This window comes from Dyella sedimenti, from assembly GCF_022760995.1.
In the GTDB taxonomy this organism is placed as follows: domain Bacteria; phylum Pseudomonadota; class Gammaproteobacteria; order Xanthomonadales; family Rhodanobacteraceae; genus Dyella; species Dyella sedimenti.
In genome coordinates this window covers 124,386-142,467 of sequence record NZ_JAKWJO010000007.1, presented here as the reverse complement: position 1 = coordinate 142,467, position 18,082 = coordinate 124,386, and the positions used below count along the sequence as shown (strand labels likewise).

8 protein-coding genes are annotated in these 18,082 nt (G+C 68.1%); 3 read left to right on the top strand and 5 right to left on the bottom strand.

The genetic code is table 11. From position 1 onward, the window contains the following. Positions 1–780: 780 nt before the first annotated feature. The 3 genes from MJ605_RS15060 to MJ605_RS15050 all read left to right on the top strand — a co-directional run bounded on the left by MJ605_RS15060 (position 781) and on the right by MJ605_RS15050 (position 7,765). Positions 781–5,715, top strand: coding sequence for an NAD-glutamate dehydrogenase (locus tag MJ605_RS15060; protein WP_243042364.1), 4,935 nt, complete (start codon positions 781–783; stop codon positions 5,713–5,715). Between the two features lie 202 nt (positions 5,716–5,917). Further along, positions 5,918–6,679, top strand: a complete 762-nt coding sequence (locus MJ605_RS15055; protein ID WP_243042363.1) for an NAD kinase — start codon at positions 5,918–5,920, stop codon at positions 6,677–6,679. A 162-nt stretch (positions 6,680–6,841) separates the two neighbouring features. After that, on the top strand, positions 6,842–7,765 hold the full coding sequence (locus MJ605_RS15050) for a 5'-nucleotidase (protein ID WP_243042362.1): 924 nt from the start codon (positions 6,842–6,844) through the stop codon (positions 7,763–7,765). A gap of 114 nt (positions 7,766–7,879) precedes the next feature. Here MJ605_RS15050 and MJ605_RS15045 read toward each other — a convergent pair whose 3' ends face one another. The 5 genes from MJ605_RS15045 to MJ605_RS15025 form a co-directional block, all read right to left on the bottom strand. Next, on the bottom strand, positions 7,880–8,761 hold the full coding sequence (locus MJ605_RS15045; protein WP_243042361.1) for an aldo/keto reductase: 882 nt from the start codon (positions 8,759–8,761) through the stop codon (positions 7,880–7,882). Positions 8,762–8,828: 67 nt separating this feature from the next. Further along, entirely contained in the window at positions 8,829–10,286 is a 1,458-nt protein-coding gene (locus tag MJ605_RS15040) for an efflux transporter outer membrane subunit (protein ID WP_243042360.1), read from the bottom strand. Beyond that, positions 10,283–13,588 carry an efflux RND transporter permease subunit gene (locus tag MJ605_RS15035; RefSeq protein ID WP_243042359.1) on the bottom strand — a complete coding sequence of 1,102 codons (3,306 nt, stop codon included), beginning with the start codon at positions 13,586–13,588 and terminating at the stop codon, positions 10,283–10,285. Before MJ605_RS15035 ends, MJ605_RS15040 begins: the two co-directional genes overlap by 4 nt. Next, positions 13,585–16,692 (bottom strand): efflux RND transporter permease subunit, encoded by a 3,108-nt coding sequence (locus tag MJ605_RS15030; protein WP_243042358.1) that lies wholly within the window; start codon positions 16,690–16,692, stop codon positions 13,585–13,587. Before MJ605_RS15030 ends, MJ605_RS15035 begins: the two co-directional genes overlap by 4 nt. Positions 16,693–16,710: 18 nt before the next feature. Then, positions 16,711–17,928: an efflux RND transporter periplasmic adaptor subunit gene (locus MJ605_RS15025; RefSeq protein ID WP_243042357.1), complete on the bottom strand. Its 1,218-nt coding sequence runs from the start codon at positions 17,926–17,928 to the stop codon at positions 16,711–16,713. Positions 17,929–18,082 lie beyond the last annotated feature (154 nt).

Here is an 18,082-nt window from a genome sequence, read left to right as displayed (position 1 = left end):
GATGGTGGTCGGGGGATGCAGCACGTCGTCGCCCCTCCAGGCGAGGACAAGGGTCGAGCTGGCGTTTCGAGCGCACGACCGCCCCGCGTGCTCCCGAGCCCCTCACGGGGTAGGCCTAGGGCGGGAACGGGGACGTGGCAGTCATGGCTCAAGACAGACGAGCTTGGACTATACCGTACAGTTTACAATTTGTAGAGCCATGGCCTTGCCACCTGGCGGCCTTTCACGCCTCCCTGGGGGCGCGCCGGGCGGGTCGGCAACGACGAGGCTGTCCACGCGGGCTGGCCATTCTGTCTCAAATTCGTGAAAGAAGAATGTCCCCATGCGCGGGAGCTTATCGACATGGATGTGAGGATCATGCCAGCAATGCCGCCGCGTGGCCTGTGCCGATGGTCCGGATGGGAAGATTTCTCCCGGCGGGAGAGGGGCTAGTAACCGGCGCATGGGCGTTTCCGCTGCTGCGCCGCAGCGCATGGCCGGCGTCGCGCGCGCGGCATGCGGACTGGTATTGCTTCCGGCCCGGTGAGCGCGCGCCGGCGCGGCTGCGTGGGCAACCTGCGATGGCAGCAAGTTTTTCATCGCCATGGGAGGGCGGGAATCCACGCTCGGCGATGCATTCGCGCGGGTCACCGCGCAGGATTCGCGGGCTTTGCTGCAGGGGCGTCATGGGCCGTCGCCGGGCGAAGTGGTCTTGTCGCGAAGGTGGATATGCCATGACGCGAGGCGTATCCTTCGCGGGCTCTCACAGCCTCATTCCGTCTCCCCCACACAGTAGATGCCATGAACGCGATTCGTGCGGCCAGCAACAGCTCCTTCCCCACGGCTGTTTTCGAAGAACTGAAGCAAAGCGGATTCCCCACCCAGCGCCTTGATGAGGCGCAATTTTTTATCAGCGCTTTCTTCGCGCGCATCGCCGACGGCGACCTGGAGCTGCACACGCCCGCCGAATGGGCCGCGCTGGTGGCCGGCCTGCTGGACTTCATGCAGCAGCGCCAGCCGGGTCACGCCGCGGTGCGCGTGGTCAACCCCGAAAGCGGCCATGCCGGCCGCAGCTACATCCAGGTCGTCACGGACGACATGCCGTTCCTGGTCGACACCGTCACCATGGTGGCGGCCGAGCACCTGCAGATCCACGCGGTGATCCATCCGGTGGTCAACGCCACCCGCGATGCCGCGGGCAAGCTGCTCAAACTGGGCGCGGAGGATGCGCCGCCGGAATCGGTGATGCATTTCGAGGTGGACCGCGTGGCCGACGAGGCCGCCCAGGCCGCGCTCAAGGCGCAACTGGAAGGCTCGCTGGAGGACGTGCGCATTGCCGTGGACGACTGGGCCAAGATGCGCGACAAGGCGCTGGCCATCGCCGCCGAGCTGCCCACGCGGCAGCTGCCGCTGGATGAGGCCGCCGTGAAAGAGGCCGCCGAGTTCCTGCGCTGGCTGGCGGACGACAACTTCACCTTCCTCGGCTACCGCGAGTACGAGGTGACCGAGGCCGACGGCGAGGAAGTGCTGCGCGCCAACGAGACCTCCGGCATGGGCATCCTGCACCGCAGCGAGCGCTCGCTGGCCCCGCGCTCGCTGCGCACGCTGGTGGCGCACGACCTGCCGCAGTCCGGCGCCACCGACGCCATCATCCTGACCAAGACCAATGCGCGCTCGCACGCGCACCGGCCGGGCTACATGGACTACGTGGGCGTGCTGAAGTTCGGCCCCAACGGCAAGCCGGTGGCCGAGCAGCGCTTCCTGGGCCTGTTCACCTCCAACGCCTACATGGCCCGCCCGCAGGACGTGCCGCTGGTGCGCCAGAAATACGAGTACGTGATGGACCGCTCCGGCCTCAAGCGCGACTCGCACTCGGGCAAGGCGCTGCGCCACATACTGGAGACGCTGCCGCGCGACGAGCTGTTCCAGGCCGGCGAGGAAGAGCTCTACGCCAACGCCATGGGCACGCTGGAACTGCGCCAGCGCGCCCGCACGCGCCTGTTCGTGCGCCGCGACCGCTACGGCCGCTTCATCAGCTGCCTGGTCTACGTGCCGCGAGAGCGCTTCAACACTACGGTGCGCGAGCGCATCGAGGCGCTGCTGCGCACCGCCATGCGCGGCGAGTACCTCGATTCCTCCGTGCTGATGGGCGAGGCCGCCCTGGTGCGCCTGTACGTGGTGGTGCGCCCGAAGATCGGCGACCACGTGCAGTACGACGTGGCCGAACTGGAGAAGGGCGTGGCCGCCATCGTGCGCAACTGGCACGACGACCTGCGCGACGCGCTGGTGGCCCGGCTTGGCGACCATGACGGCGTGGTGCTGGCCAACCGCTACGCCAAGGCGCTGCCGGCGGGCTACGTGGAAGACGTCCCGCCTACCGCCGCCGCCGAGGACGTGTACCAGCTGTCGCAGCTCAAGGGCGACGATGCGGTGCGCATGTCCTTCTACCATCCCGAGGCCCGTCCCGAGGAACTGCGCTTCAAGATCTACCGCAGCGGCGGCGACATCGCCCTGTCCGAGGTGCTGCCGCAGCTGGAGAACCTGGGCCTGCGCGTGCTGACCGAGCACCTGTACGACGTGAAGGTGGGCGACGCCACGCTGTACATCCAGGACTTCGAGGTGCAGACCGCCGGCAGCCTGGCCTTCAGCGTGGAGCAGGTGGGCACGCTGTTCGAGGACGCCTTCGAACAGATCTGGCGCGGCAATGCCGAGAACGACGGCTTCAACCGCCTGGTGCTGGGCGCCAAGCTGAGCTGGCGCCAGGTCGCCATGCTGCGCGGCTACTGCAAGTACCTGCTGCAGACCGGCGTGGCCTTCTCGCAGAGCTACATGGAGGATGCCTTCAATCGCTACCCGGCCATCGCCGGCCTGCTGGTGGAGCTGTTCCTGGCCAAGTTCGACCCGCGCCGCGAAACGCTTTCGACCGAGGAACTCAAGCGCGCCGGCGACCTGCTGCGCGGCGAGATGCAGGCGCTGATCCCCGAAACCCTGCGCACCGCGCACCCTGGCCTGATCGATGGCTTGGTGGGCGCGCTGTCCATGCCGCGCGCCGAGCAGGTGACGGCGCTGGAGGAGGCCATCGGCACGTTGCTGGAAACCGTCTCCAGCCTGGACGACGACCGCATCCTGCGCAGCTTCGTGGCGCTGATCCGCGCCACCCTGCGCACCAGCTTCTTCCAGCAATGGCAGGGCGCCTACCGTCCATACATCAGCTACAAGTTCGATTCGCACCAGGTACCCGACCTGCCCAAGCCGGTGCCGTTCCGCGAGATCTTCGTCAGCGCGCCGCGCGTGGAAGGCATCCACCTGCGCTTCGGCGCGGTGGCGCGCGGCGGCCTGCGCTGGTCCGACCGCCGCGAGGATTTCCGCACCGAGGTGCTTGGCCTGGTCAAGGCGCAGATGGTGAAGAACACCGTGATCGTGCCGGTGGGCTCCAAGGGCGGCTTCTTCGTCAAGCGCCCGCCGGTGAACGGCGACCGCGACGCGCAACTGGCCGAGGGCATCGCCTGCTACCGCATGTTCATCAGCGGCCTGCTGGACATCACCGACAACCTGCTGGAAGGCAAGGTGGTGCCGCCGCACGACGTGGTGCGCCATGACAGCGACGACCCGTACCTGGTGGTGGCCGCCGACAAGGGCACCGCGACCTTCTCCGACATCGCCAACGCCATTTCCGTCGAGCATGGCTTCTGGCTGGGCGACGCGTTCGCCTCGGGCGGTTCCAACGGCTACGACCACAAGGGCATGGGCATCACCGCCAAGGGCGCGTGGGAGTCGGTCAAGCGCCATTTCCGTGCGCTGGGACGCAACAGCCAGACCGAGGACTTCACCTGCGTGGGCATCGGCGACATGTCCGGCGACGTGTTCGGCAACGGCATGCTGCTGTCGCGCCACATCCGCCTGGTGGCCGCGTTCGACCATCGCCACGTCTTCCTCGATCCGAACCCGGATACCGAGCGTTCGTTCGCCGAGCGCGAGCGCATGTTCAAGCTGCCGCGCTCGAGCTGGGACGACTACGACAGGTCGCTGATCTCCGCCGGCGGCGGCGTGTATCCGCGTACGCTCAAGTCGATCCCGATCTCGCCTGAGGTGCGCGGCGTGCTGGGCCTCAAGCCCGAGGTCACCCAGCTGGCGCCGAACGAGCTGCTCAGCGCCATCCTCAAGGCGCCGGTGGACCTGCTGTGGAACGGCGGCATCGGCACCTACGTGAAGGCCAGCAGCGAGACGCATGCCGACGTGGGCGACCGCGCCAACAACGCCTTGCGCGTCAACGGCGCCGAGCTGCGCTGCAAGGTGGTGGGCGAGGGCGGCAACCTGGGCTTCACCCAGAAGGGCCGCATCGAGGCCGCCCAGCACGGCGTGCTGCTCAACACCGACTTCATCGACAACTCGGCCGGCGTGGACACCTCCGACCACGAGGTGAACATCAAGATCCTGCTGGGCGACGCGGTGCAGCGCGGCGAACTGACGCTCGACCAGCGCAATACGCTGCTGGCCAGCATGACCGACGAGGTCGGCCAGCTGGTGCTGTGGGACAACTACCGCCAGAACCAGGCCATTACCCTGATGGAGCACCAGTCGGTGCAGCGCATCGGCTCGATGGCGCACTTCATCCGCATGCTGGAAACCGAGGGCCTGCTCGACCGCCAGGTGGAGAACCTGCCGAGCGAGTCCGAGCTGACCGAGCGCAAGACGCGCGGCATGGGCATGACGCGGCCGGAGCTGTCGGTGCTGCTGTCCTACGACAAGATCAAGCTGTACCAGCAACTGCTGGATTCGGACGTGCCGGAAGACCCGTACCTGTCCAAGGAGCTGGTGCGCTACTTCCCCGAGCCGCTGCACGGCAAGTACGCCGAGCACATGCAGCGCCATCGCCTGAAGCGCGAGATCATCGCCACCGCGGTGACCAACTCCACCATCAACCGCATGGGCGCCACCTTCATGATGCGCATGCAGGAGGACACGGGGCAGGGGCCGGCGGCCATCGCCAAGGCGTACACCGCCGCGCGCGAGATCCTCGACGCACGCGAGCTGTGGGCGCAGATCGAGGCGCTGGACGGCAAGGTCGCGGAGAACACCCAGATCGACGCCATCCTGCAGATCTGGTCGCTGCTGCGCCACACCACGCGCTGGCTGCTGAACCGCCCGGGCGGCACGCTGGATATCAACGCCAACGTGGCGCGCTACCAGGCCGGCGTCACCGAGCTGCGCGCGGCCTTGCCGGCCGCGCTCACCGAGACCGGCAAGGCGGACTTCGCCACCAGCCAGGAGAAGTGGGAAGGCCTGGGCCTGCCGCCCGAGCTGGCCTTGCGCATGGCCCGCATGCCGGAGCTGCGCGCGATGCTCGACATCGTGGAGGTGGCCCAGCAGAGCGGCCAGCCGATCGGCAAGGTGGCCACGGTGTTCTACGAGCTGGGCGAGTCGCTGGACCTGGAGTGGCTGCGCAGCCAGATCGAGGCGCTGCCGGTGGAAGGCGCCTGGCACGCCCAGGCCCGCGGTTCGCTGCTGGATGAGTTGAACCACCAGCACCGCGCGCTGGCCCTGCAGGTGCTGTCGCTGACCGGCGCCGCCAAGGACGTCTCGCCGGTGCAGGCCTGGCTGCAGCGCGACGACGCCACGCTCAGGTATACCCGCAACATGCTGGCGGAGATCCTCACCCAGAACGCGGACTACCCGATCGCTTCGGTCGCGGTTCGCCGCCTGGCCCAGCTGGCGCAGGTGCCGGTGAACCAGTAGACCCCCTCCCGACCTCCCCCGGCCAGCAGGGGAGGAGGGGAGAAGCCAAGACCGCGCCGTCCCTCCCCTGCGTGCAGGGGAGGGTTGGGGAAGGGGGCCATGCGGTGCTTTGAACAGGCCCAGGGGACGCAACCCGGCAACGGGCTTGCGCCCTTCGTCCATCTACGCTCAACTGGCGGCCCCGTTCCGACCATCCGGCCCTATGCGCTTTGCCTTCGTCGCCAGCGAAACCAACGTGGCCCAGCAGGCCCGGCGCAAGTTCGTCGACCACTATGGCGACGCGCCACCCGAGCAGGCCGACGTGATCGTGGCCCTGGGCGGCGATGGCTTCATGCTGCGCACCCTGCACGCCTATCGCGCGCTGCCGGCGCCAGCCTACGGCATGAAACTGGGGCGGGTCGGCTTCCTGATGAACAAGCATCAGCTCGACGGGCTGGAGGAACGCATCGCGCGGGCGCACGCGGCGGTGCTGTACCCGCTGGAGATGCGCACGGTGGATCGCGACGGCGAGGTGCACCACGCCCTGGCCTTCAACGAAGTGTCGCTGCTGCGCCAGAGCAACCAGGCCGCACACCTGGAGGTAAGGCTCAACGATGAGGTGAAGCTGCCCAACCTGGTCTGCGACGGCATCCTGGTCTCCACGCCGGCCGGCTCCACCGCCTACAACCTGTCCGCGCATGGCCCGATCCTGCCGCTGGACGCCAACGTGCTGGCATTGACCCCGATCAGCCCGTTCCGCCCGCGCCGCTGGCGCGGCGCGATCCTGCCGCACCGCACGCTGGTGACGATGCGCGTGCTCGATCCCAACAAGCGGCCGGTCAGCGCCACGGCCGACTACCACGAGGTGCGCGACATCCGCGAGGTGCAGATCCGCCAGTCCGAAGGACAGGGCGTGCGCCTGCTGTTCGATCCCGAGCACAACCTGGAGCAGCGCATCCTGGACGAGCAGTTCGCGCAGGATTGATGGGGTAGGGGGCTGGGACGAGTAGCGAGGGCGCACGGTTGGCGTTCAAGATGAGCGGGTGTGCCCTATTCCACGCACGCAACACTTGCAGAGCATCCGCATGTAGCGGCCTCGCTACTCATCCCTAATCCCTCGCCTCGACCCCATGTTAGATTGGCCCCCATGACCGCGTCTGACGCCCACGACCCTTCCGCCGCCACGGACAACCGCCTCGTCGTGGCGATTTCCTCGCGCGCCCTGTTCGACCTGGGCGACAGCCATGCGCTGTTCGAGCGGGACGGGCTGGATGCCTATCGCGCGTTCCAGATCGCGCACGAGGAGGAGATCCTCAAGCCCGGCGTGGCCTTTCCGCTGGTGCAGAAGCTGCTGGACCTGAACAAGCTGGCGGGCGACGTGCCGCCGGTGGAGGTGATCCTGCTGTCGCGCAACTCGGGCGACACCGGCCTGCGCATCTTCAACGCGATCCAGCACTACGGGCTGGAGATCAGCCGTGCCGCGTTCACCAGCGGGGCGCCGACCTCCGACTACATCGCGCCGTTCAAGGCCGACCTGTTCCTCTCGGCCAATGCCGAGGACGTGGGCCGGGCGCTGGCGGCGGGCGTGGCCGCCGCCACCATCCTTCCCTCCACCGCGCCGCCGCGCGCCACCGAGCAGCTGCGCATCGCCTTCGATGGCGACGCGGTGATCTTCGGCGACGAGGGCGAGCGGGTCTCGCGCGAGGAAGGGCTGGAAGCCTTCCACCGCAGCGAGCGCGAACTGGCCGACCAGCCGCTCTCGGTGGGACCGTTCCGCGGGTTCCTCACCGCCGTGCACCGGCTGCAGGCGGCGTTCCCCGCCGAGGATTCGCCGATCCGCACCGCGCTGGTCACCGCGCGTTCGGCGCCGGCGCACAAGCGGGTGATCCTCACTCTGCGGCGCTGGGGCGTGCGCATCGACGAGGCGCTGTTCCTGGGCGGGCGCGACAAGGGACCCTTCCTCGACGCCTTCGGCGCCGACATCTTCTTCGACGACTCGCCGGCCAACGTGGAATCGGCGCGCAAACACGTGGCCACCGGCCACGTGCCGCATGGCGTCAGCAACCGCTGATCCACGCCTTTAGCCTTTACCTGTGGGAGCGCACCCTGTGCGCGACAACCCGGCGGAGCGGCGGCGACATGACGCCGCGGTCGCGCACAGGGTGCGCTCCTACAGTGTGGGGCATCAGGGGACGGGGTGGCCCTTGCTGGCGGTCCAGATGGCGTACCAGTCCTCCGGCTCCAGATGGACGTCCAGGGCGGCTACCGCCTCGCGCAGGCTTTCCAGCCGGCCCGAGCCGGTGATGGGATGGGGGCGCGAGGGATGGCGCAGCACCCAGGCGAAGGCGAGCGTGGTGAGACTGATGCCGAGACGGCCGGCGATGGCTTCCATCTCGGTGCGCACCCGCATGGCCTGCGCGTCCTCGCCGGTGAACAGGCGGCCGCCTGCCAGCGGCGACCAGATCATCGGGCGCAGGCCCAACTGCTGCGCCTGGTCCAAGGTGCCGTCGTCCAGCGCGTCCATCGCCAGCGGCGACAGTTCGATCTGGTTGGTGGCCAGCGGGTGGTGCTGGTGGAGCAGCGCGAACTGGCTGGCGCTGTGGTTGGATACGCCCCAGTGCGCCACCTTGCCCTCGCGGGTGAGCGCGACGAAGGTGTCGGCCAGCGCGGCGGCGTCCATCAGGTAGTCGGGCCGGTGGATCAGCACCAGGTCGAGCCGGTCGGTGTGCAGGTTGCGCAGCGATTGTTCCACCTGCGCACGCACGTAGCCGGCCGAAGTGTCGTAGTGGCTGAGCCGGTACGGCCGCTGCGCCGAGCGCAGGCGGATGCCGCATTTGCTGACCAGTTGCATGCGCGCGCGCAGCGACGGCGCGGCTTTCAATGCTTCGCCGAACAGCGCCTCGGCCTGGTAGTCGCCATAGATGTCGGCGTGGTCGAACGAGGTAATGCCCAGTGCCAGCGCCTGCTCGATCCAGCGCACGCGCGCGGCGACGTCGAGCTTCCATTCGGCGATGCGCCACAGGCCGGCGACGATGGGGGATAGCGTGAGCGGAGAGGCGGTCGTCATGGTTCCGGCGTGCGTGGCATGGGGCGCGCAGTGTGCCAAGCAGTGCGCGCGGCCGCCAGCACCGGCGCTATTGCGGCTTGGCCTGCGCCGTCTTGGCGTCGCCGAGCTGGTCGGCCGACCAGCCGCCGCCGAGGTCGCCGATCAGCGAGACGGTGTCGAGCAGGCGCTGCTGCTTCACGCTCAGCGCGCTTTGCTCGGTGCTCAGCTGGGTGGCCAGTGCGACGGCGGCGGTGGTGTAGTCCACGGTGCCGGCCTGGTATTCGTTGAGCGCGATCTCGGCGCCGCGCGTGGCGTCCTGCACGGCGGCATCCAGCACCTGGGCCTGCTGGGCGAGGATGTGCAGGCCGGAGAGATCGTCCTCCACGTTCTTGAACGCGGTCAGCACGGTCTGCCGGTAGTTGGCCACCGAGGCCTCGTAGTCGGCGCGGGCGGCGGCGACCTCGCCGTGGCGGGCGCCGAAGTCGAACACGGTCTCGCTCACGTCGGCGCCCAGCGACCACACGTGGTTGGCCACGTGCAGCAGGCCGGCCAGCGGCGACTGCGAGAAGCCATCCGTGGCGGACAGCGAGATGGACGGGTAATAGGCGGCCACGGCGACGCCGACGGCGGCGTTCTGCGCGGCCATCTCGCGTTCGGCCACGGCGATGTCGGGGCGGCGTTGCAGCAGGGTGGACGGCACGCCGGCCGGTACCGGCGGCAACGACGGCAGCGTCGTGCCCTGCGGGATGTCGAGTTCCTCAGGGTTCTTGCCGACCAGCACGGCGATGGCGTGCACGTACTGCGCGCGGGCCACGCCCAGCGAGATCAGGCTGGCCTGGGCGTTTTCCAGTTGGGTGCGCGCGCTGATGACGTCGGAGGGCGGCACGGTGCCGGCCTTGCCCTGGTTCTCCACCACGCGAAGGTATTCCTGGTAGGCGGCGACGGTCTTCTTGAGCAGGTCGACGTTTGCGTCGGTGATGCGCAGCTCGATCACCGCGGTGGCCAGCGCGGTCTGCTCGGACAGCGTGGCGTTGGCCAGCGTGGCCTGGCTGGCCTGCGCGTTGGCCTTGTTCTCCTCCACCGTGCGGCGCACCTTGCCCCACAGGTCGGGCGCCCAGCTCACGTTGCCTTCGAGCGAACCGGAGGTGCTGACCGGACGCAGGTGTTCCACGCCGCTGCCGGCACTGCCGGCGGCCGAGCGCTGCTTGCTGCCCGAGCCGCTGATGCCGATGGCGGGGAACAGCGCGCTGCGCGCCACCTGCACCTCGGCCAGCGCGGCCTGGTAGTTGGCATAGCTCTGCGCCACGGTCTGGTTGGAGACCGACACCTGCGGTTCCAGCTCGTTGAGCAGCGGGTCGCCGAAGCCGGTCCACCAGTCGCCCTTGGGTGCCTCGGCCGAGGGCTCGGCGGCGTTCCAGCCGGGCAGGGGCTGGTATTGCGGGGGCACCGGGACGTCGGGGCGGTGGTAGTCCGGGCCGACCATGCAGCCGCCAAGCAGCAGCGCCGTCGCGACGGCCAGAGCCTTGGGGGAATGTTTGGTGTTCATGCGTTCACGTCCGAGCGGTTCCACGGCAGGCTTTCCGCCCAGCGGGCCAGGCGGGCGCGCAGGCGGTCGAGGTAGAGATAGATCACTGGCGTGGTGTACAGGGTAAAGACCTGGCTGAGGATCAGGCCGCCCATCACGGTGATGCCCAGCGGCTGGCGCAGCGAGGCGCCCTGGCCGATGCCGATGGCCAGCGGCACCGCGCCGAGCACGGCGGCGGCGGTGGTCATCATGATCGGGCGCAGTCGCACCACGGCGGCGTCGTGGATGGCCTTTTCCGGCGCCATGCCAAGGTCGCGCTGCATATGGATGGCTACGTCGATCATCATGATCGCGTTCTTCTTGACGATGCCGATCAGCAGGATGATGCCGATCATCGCGATCACCGAGAACGGCGTGCCGAAGATCAGCAGCGCCAGCGTGGCGCCGATGCCCGCCGAGGGCAGGGTGGAGAGGATGGTGATCGGGTGCACGGTGTTCTCGTACAGGATGCCCAGCACGATATAGACGGCAGCCAGCGCGGCCAGGACCAGCAGCGGCATGGTGGACATCGAGCGCGCGTACACCTGCGCCGCGCCGGCGGTGTCGCCATGGATGGAGGCCGGCATGCCTATGTCTTGCCCGGCCTGGGCGATGGCGGCGAGCGCGTCGCTGAGCGAGCCGCCGGGCGGCAGGTTGAACGAGATGGTGCCGGCCACCAGGCCGCTCTGGTGGTTCACCTGGGTGGCGGTGTGGTTGCTGACGTAGCTGGCCATGGCCGGCAGCGGCACCATGGTCTCGGCGGCGGTGCTGTCCGCGCTGCCGCTGGAGCTGCCGCCCTTGGCATTGGAGATGGCGTTGGTGAGCTGGTTCGCCTCGGCGTCGGCGTTGAGCGAGTTGGTGCCGGCTGCGCCGCCCTGCGCCGCGGCCACCGCCTGGAACGGCGTCACCGGCTTGACCAGCGCCTTGGACATCTGCGTCTGCTGGGTGCCGGTGGGATTGCCGGCCGCCGTGCTGAAGCGCATGCGGTCGAGCATCTGCGGGTACTGCCAGTACTTGGGTGCCACTTCCATCACCACGTAGTACTGGTTGAGCGCGTTATAGATGGTGGACACCGTGCGCTGGCCGAAGGCGTCGTACAGCACGCTGTCGATCTGGTTCGGCGCGAAGCCGTAGCGGGCGGCGGTGGCGCGGTCGATGTTGATGTAGATCTGCAGGCCGTTCTGCTGCAGGTCGGAGTTCACGTCGGTGAGCCGGTCGCGGTACTTGCCCAGCGCGGTCACCAGCTGCGGCACCCAGGTGTAGAGCGCATTCGGGTCGTCGCTGGTCAGCGTGTACTGGTACTCGGCGGCGGACTGGCGGCCGCCGATGTGCAGGTCCTGCGCGGCCTGCAGGAACAGCTTGGCGCCGGACACGGCATTGAGCTTGGGCCGCAGCCGGTCCACCACCTCGGCGGCGGAGATTTTGCGCTCGGCCAGCGGCTTGAGCTCGATGAACACGTTGGCGCTGTTGAGCGCGCGGCCGCCAGTGAAGCCCGCCACCGAAGCCACCGCGGGGTCCTTCTGCACGATATCCTGCAGCTGCGCCAGCTTCTTCTCCATCGCCTGGAAGGAGATGCTCTGGTCAGCGATGATCTGGCCGTTGAGGATGCCGTTGTCCTGCTCGGGGAAGAAGGTCGAGGGCACCAGCTTGACCAACAGCACGTTGAGCACGATCAGGCCCAGCAGCACCAGGATGACCAGCCGCGCATGCTCGATCACCGCGGTGAGCGAGCGCGAATAGGCCTGCTTGAAGCGCTCGAACTGGTGCTCGTACCACAGCGCCCAGCGCGCGTGCGAATGCAGCTTGCGGCGGCTCAGCACGTGGGCGGCCATGGTGGGCGTCACCGTCAGCGAGATCACCAGCGACAGCAGGATGGCGATGGAGAGGGTGACCGCGAATTCGTGGAACAACAGGCCGACGATGCCGGGCATCAGCAGGATCGGCAGGAACACCGCGATCAGCGACAGGCTCATCGAGATCACCGTGAAGCTGACCTCGGCGCTGCCGACCATCGCCGCCTCGCGCACGTCCATGCCCGACTCGACGTGGCGCACGATGTTCTCCAGCACCACCACCGCGTCGTCCACCACGAAGCCGGTGCCGATGGTCAGCGCCATCAGCGACAGGTTGTCGACGCTGTAGCCCAGCAGGTACATCGGCCCGAAGGTGCCGACGATGGACAGCGGCAACGCCACCGCGGGCACCAGGATGGCGCGCGGCGACTGCAGGAAAATGTAGACCACGCCGATTACCAGCAGCACGGCGATGAACAGGGTGCGCTCGGTGTCGTTGACCGCGGCGTTGACCGACTGCGAGCGGTCCACGGCGATGCCGACGTGCACGTTGCTGGGCAGCGTGGCCTCGATCGACGGCAGCGCCTGGCGGATCTGCGCCACTGTCTTGACGATGTTGCTGCCGGGCAGCGGATAGACGATCACCAGCACCGCATCGTGGCCGTTGTAGAGGCCGGCGTTGCGGATGTTCTCGGCCGAATCCTTCACCTGGGCCACGTCGCGCAACTGCACCGGCGAGCCGTTGCGGTAGGCGATGACCAGGTCGCGGTAGGGCGCGGCCTTGCTGATCTGGTCGTTGGACAGCACCTCGTAGCGCTGGCCGTTCTCGTCGATATGGCCCTTCACGCTGTCCGCGTTGGCGGCGCTGATGGCCGCGCGCACGTCTTCCAGGCCGATGCCGTAGCTGTTGAGCTGGTCCGGCTCCAGCTCCACGCGCACCGAGGGCAGCGCGCTGCCGCCCAGGGTGATCTGGCCCACGCCGTCGACCTGCGAGAGCTGCTGCTGGATCACCGAGTCGGCCGAATCGTAGAGCTGGGCGCGGGTCAGCGTATCGGAGGTGAGCGCCAGCACCATGATCGGCGAATCGGCCGGGTTGTATTCGCGGTAGGTCGGGTTGTTGCGCAGCGTGGTGGGCAGGTCCGCGCGCGCGGCCTGGATAGCCGCCTGCACGTCGCGCGCGGCGCCGTTGATGTCGCGGTTCAGCCCGAACTGGATGACGATGCGCGCCGAGCCCACCGTGCTCTGCGAGGTCAGCTCGGAGACGTCGGCGATGGTGCCCAGGCGCCGCTCCAGCGGCTCGGCCACGGTGGCGGCCATGATCTCCGGGCTGGCGCCGGCCATGTTGGCCTGCACCACCACCACCGGGAAGGTGATGTTGGGCAGCGGCGCGACCGGCAGGTGCAGGTACGCCAGCGCGCCCGACAGCAGGATGGCGACCGCCAGCAGGGTGGTCGCCACCGGCCGCCGGATGAACAGGCCGGGGATGTTCACGTCGCGTCCCCGGCAGGTTGCGCCGGCGCCTTGCGTCCGAAACGGTGGGCCAGGCGATCGAAGAACAGGTAGATCACTGGCGTGGTGAACAGCGTCAGCACCTGGCTAAGCGCCAGGCCGCCGATGATGGCCAGGCCCAGCGGGCGGCGCAGCTCCGAGCCGGTGCCGGTGCCCAGCAGCATCGGCAGCGCGCCCAGCATCGCGGCCAGGGTGGTCATCAGGATCGGGCGGAAACGCAGCAGGGACGCCTCGAAGATGGCCTCCTCCGGCGGCTTGCCGTGCTCGCGCTCGGCCTCCAGCGCGAAGTCCACGATCATGATCGCGTTCTTCTTGACGATGCCGATCAGCAGCACGATGCCGATGATGCCGATCACGTCCAGGTCGCTGCCGGCGATCATCAGCGACAGCAGCGCGCCGATGCCGGCCGAGGGCAGGGTGGAGAGGATCGTCACCGGATGGATGAAGCTCTCGTACAGCACGCCCAGCACGATGTAGACGGCCACCAGCGCGGCGATCAGCAGGTACACCTCGCTGGACAGCGAATCCTGGAAGGCCTGGGCGGCGCCCTGGAAGGTGGAGGTGATGGAGGAAGGCAGGTGCACCGCCTGCTCGACCTGGTTGATCTCCTCCACCGCCTTGCTGAGCGAGGCGCCCTTGGCCAGGTTGAACGAGATGGTGACGGCGGGGAACTGCGCCAGGTGGCTGATCACCAGCGGCGACTTGGTGATGTGGATGTTGGCGATGCCCTTGAGCGGCACCTGGCCGCTGCTGCTGGTCTGGCTGGGCAGGTACAGGTCACCCAGCGATTCCACCGTCGGCATGCTCTCGGGCTTGGCCACCAGGATCACGCGGTACTGGCTGGCCTGCTCGAAGATGGTGGAGACGATGCGCTGGCCCAGCGCGTCGTACAGCGCGTTGTCGATGGTGGCGGGGGTGATGCCGTAGCGCGCGGCCAGCTGGCGGTTCACCTCGACGTTGACGCTGAGGCCGTCGTTGTTGAGGTCGCTGGTGACGTCGGTGATCGAGCCGATCTGCTTCATGCGCGAGACCAGCTCGGGCACATACTGCATGAAGGCCTGCTGGCTCGGCCCGCGCAGCACGAACTGATACTGGTTGGGCGAGATCGTGGTGTCCAGCGTCAGGTCCTGCTCCGGCTGCATGTAGAGCTTGATGCCGGGCACGTTCGCCACTTCGTCGCGCAGCCGGCGCGCGATCTCGGCGGCGGTGGAGGAGCGCTCGTCGCGTGGCTTGAGGTTGATCAGGAAGCGGCCGTTGTTGAGCGTGGTGTTGGTGCCGTCGATGCCGACGTAGGAGGTGAGGCTGGTGACGTCGGGATCCTTCAGGATCGCATCGGCCAGCGCCTGCTGGCGGTTCACCATGGTGGCGTAGGACACCGAGTTGTCAGCCACGCTGATGCCCTGCAGCACGCCTACGTCCTGCACCGGGAACAGGCCCTTGGGAATCACCACGTACAGCACGATGGTCAGCGCCAGGGTGCCCACGAACACCAGCAGGGTGGTGGTCTGGTGCCTCATCACGATGGCGAGGCCGCGCTTGTAGGCGTCCAGGGTCTTGTCGAACAGCCCTTCGCTGATGCGCTCGAAGCGGCTGGGATGGCGCTCGGCCTGGGCGCGCAGCAGGCGCGCGCATAGCATCGGCACCAGGGTCAGCGACACCACCGCGGAGAGCACGATGGTCACCGCCAGGGTCACCGCGAACTCGCTGAACAGGCGGCCGATCACGCCGCCCATGAACAGCAGCGGGATCAGCACGGCGATCAGCGATACGGTCAGCGAGAGGATGGTGAAGCCGATCTGCCCGGCGCCTTCCAGCGCGGCCTCCAGCGGCGTCTTGCCTTCCTCCAGGTAGCGCACGATGTTCTCGATCATCACGATCGAGTCGTCCACCACGAAGCCGGTGGCGATGATAAGCGCCATCAGCGAGAGGTTGTCGATCGAATAGTTGAGCTGGTACATCAGCGCCAGCGTGCCGACCAGCGACACCGGCACCGAGATGCTGGGGATGATGGTGGCCGGCAGGTTGCGCAGGAACACGAAGATCACCAGCACCACCAGCACCACCGCCAGCACCAGCTCGAACGCGGCATCGGCCACCGAGGAACGGATCACGCCGGTGCTGTCCGTGACCACCTGCACCTTCATGCCGGCCGGCAGCGTCGATTCGAGCTGCGGCAGCTCGCGCATGATCTGGTTGACCGTGGCGATCACGTTGGCGCCGGGCTGGCGCTGCACGTTGAGCACGATCGCCTGGGTCTTGTTGTACCAGGCGCCCTGCTCAGTGTTCTGCGCGGCCTGGCTGACCCGCGCCACGTCGCGCAGGTAGACCGGCGCGCCGTTCTGGTAGGAGATCACCGTGTCCAGGTAATCCTTGGGATCCTGGATCTGGTCGTTGCCGTTGATGGTGTAGTCCAGGTCCGGCCCGTCGAAGTTGCCCTTGGGCTGGCTGACGTTGACGTTGGCGATCAGCGAGCGCAGGTCGTCGATGTTGAGACCGTAGCCGGCCAGCTTCTTCGGGTCAGCCTCCACGCGGATGGCCGGCACGTTGCCGCCGGCGGGCGTCACCAGGCCCACGCCAGGTACCTGCGAGATCTTCGCGCCCAGGCGGTTGTTGGCCACGTCCTGGAGCTGCGGCAGCGACATCGAGTCGGAGCTGACCGCCAGGGTGAGGATGGGCCGGTCGGCCGGGTTCACCTTGGCGTAGGTCGGCGGCGCCGGCAGGCCGGCGGGCAGCAGGCTGTTGGCGGCGTTGATCGCCTCCTGCACGTTCTGCTCGGCCACGTCGAGGTTGAGCGACAGGTCGAACTGCAGGGTGATGATCGAGGCGCCCGCCGAGCTGTTGGAGGTCATCTGCTGCAGGCCGGGGATCTCGCCCAGTTGCACTTCCAGCGGCGCGGTCACCGTGGTGGCCATTACCGTCGGGCTGGCGCCGGGATAGAAGGTCTGTACCTGGATCGTCGGGTAATCGACGTTGGGCAGCGATGACACCGGCAGGAAGCGCATGGCGACCAGGCCCACCAGCACGAGGGCGATCATCAGCAGCGAGGTGGCCACCGGCCTGAGTACGAACAGGCGGGAAATATTCATCGGACGCGTGCCCGCCGCTTACGACGAGGTGGTGGCGGAGGCGGCACGATGCTTGCCGCCCGCGTGCGACGCGGGTGCGGCGCCGGTGCTGCCGGCCGCGGCGACCTTGATCTTGGCGCCGTCGCTCAGGCGGTCCATGCCGTCGATGACCACCTCCTGGCCGGCGTGCAGGCCCGCCAGGATCACCGTGTGCTTGCCGTCGCTGGGGCCGGGCGTCACCTTCTGCACCGACACGGTCTGGTCGGCGTTGACCAGGTACACGTAGTCGCCCGGCGCGCCGGTCTGCACCGCCGGGGTGGGCACCAGCACCGCCTGGTGCAGGGTATCGACCAGCAGCTGCACGTTGACGAATTCGTTGGGGAACAGCGCCTCATCGTCATTGGCGAAGGTGGCGCGCAGGGTCACCGTGCCGGTGCTGGTGGCCATCTGGTTGCTCAGCGCGTACAGCGTGCCGGTGGCCAGCTGCCGGGTGTTGTCGCTGCTGAACACGGTGACCGGCAGCTTGGCGCCGCCGTTCACCCGCTGCAGCACCTTGCCCAGCGAATTCTGCGGCACGGTGAACTGCACCGTGGTCGGCTTCATGGTGGTGATGGTGACGATGCCCGGCGAGCTGGACTGCGTGACGTAGTTGCCCGGATCGACCAGGCGCAGGCCCACGCGGCCCGCCACCGGCGCGGTGATGTGGCAGTAGGCCAGGTCCAGCTCATCCTGCGCGATGGCGGCCTTGTCCGCCTTCACCGCCGCCTCGTCCTGCTGCACGGTGAACTTCTGGTCGGCGTAGGTCTGCTCGGCGATCGAGTTCTGCTCGTGCAGCTGGGTGTAGCGGGCGAGGTCGGCGCGGGCCTGGTCCAGGTTGGCCTGGTCCTTGGCCAGCTGCGCCTCGGCCTGCTGCTTGTTGATCTCGTACTGGCGCGGATCGATCTGGGCCAGGAACTGGCCCTTCGCCACGTCCTGGCCTTCCTGGTAGCCCACCTCGGTGAGATAGCCGCTCAATTGCGGCAGCACGTTGACGGTGGCGATCGGGGTGACGGTACCCAGCGCGCTCAGCACCTCCGGCATGTCGCCCAGGCTGGCGGTGGCCGTGCTCACCACCTGCGGCGGCATGCCCATGCGGGTCTTCTGGCCGGAGAGGAGATGGACCATGATCAGCACGATCAGCGCGACGATCACCACGGCGATAATCCACAGGCCGCGTCGCTTAGGTTGCTGGCCGGTTTTCGCGACGTCCGCACTCATGCACCATCTCCCAGGAGTTCAAGTCCACCATTCACAAAGACGAGCAAAGGCACCATCTTCGGTGGCAGCGCACCCGCCGCGCGGGCGGCCAAAAAGCTGCCGAGGCATTTATAACGACTCGCGGCCCCTGTGGTTGACCCCATCGCCGCCGGCA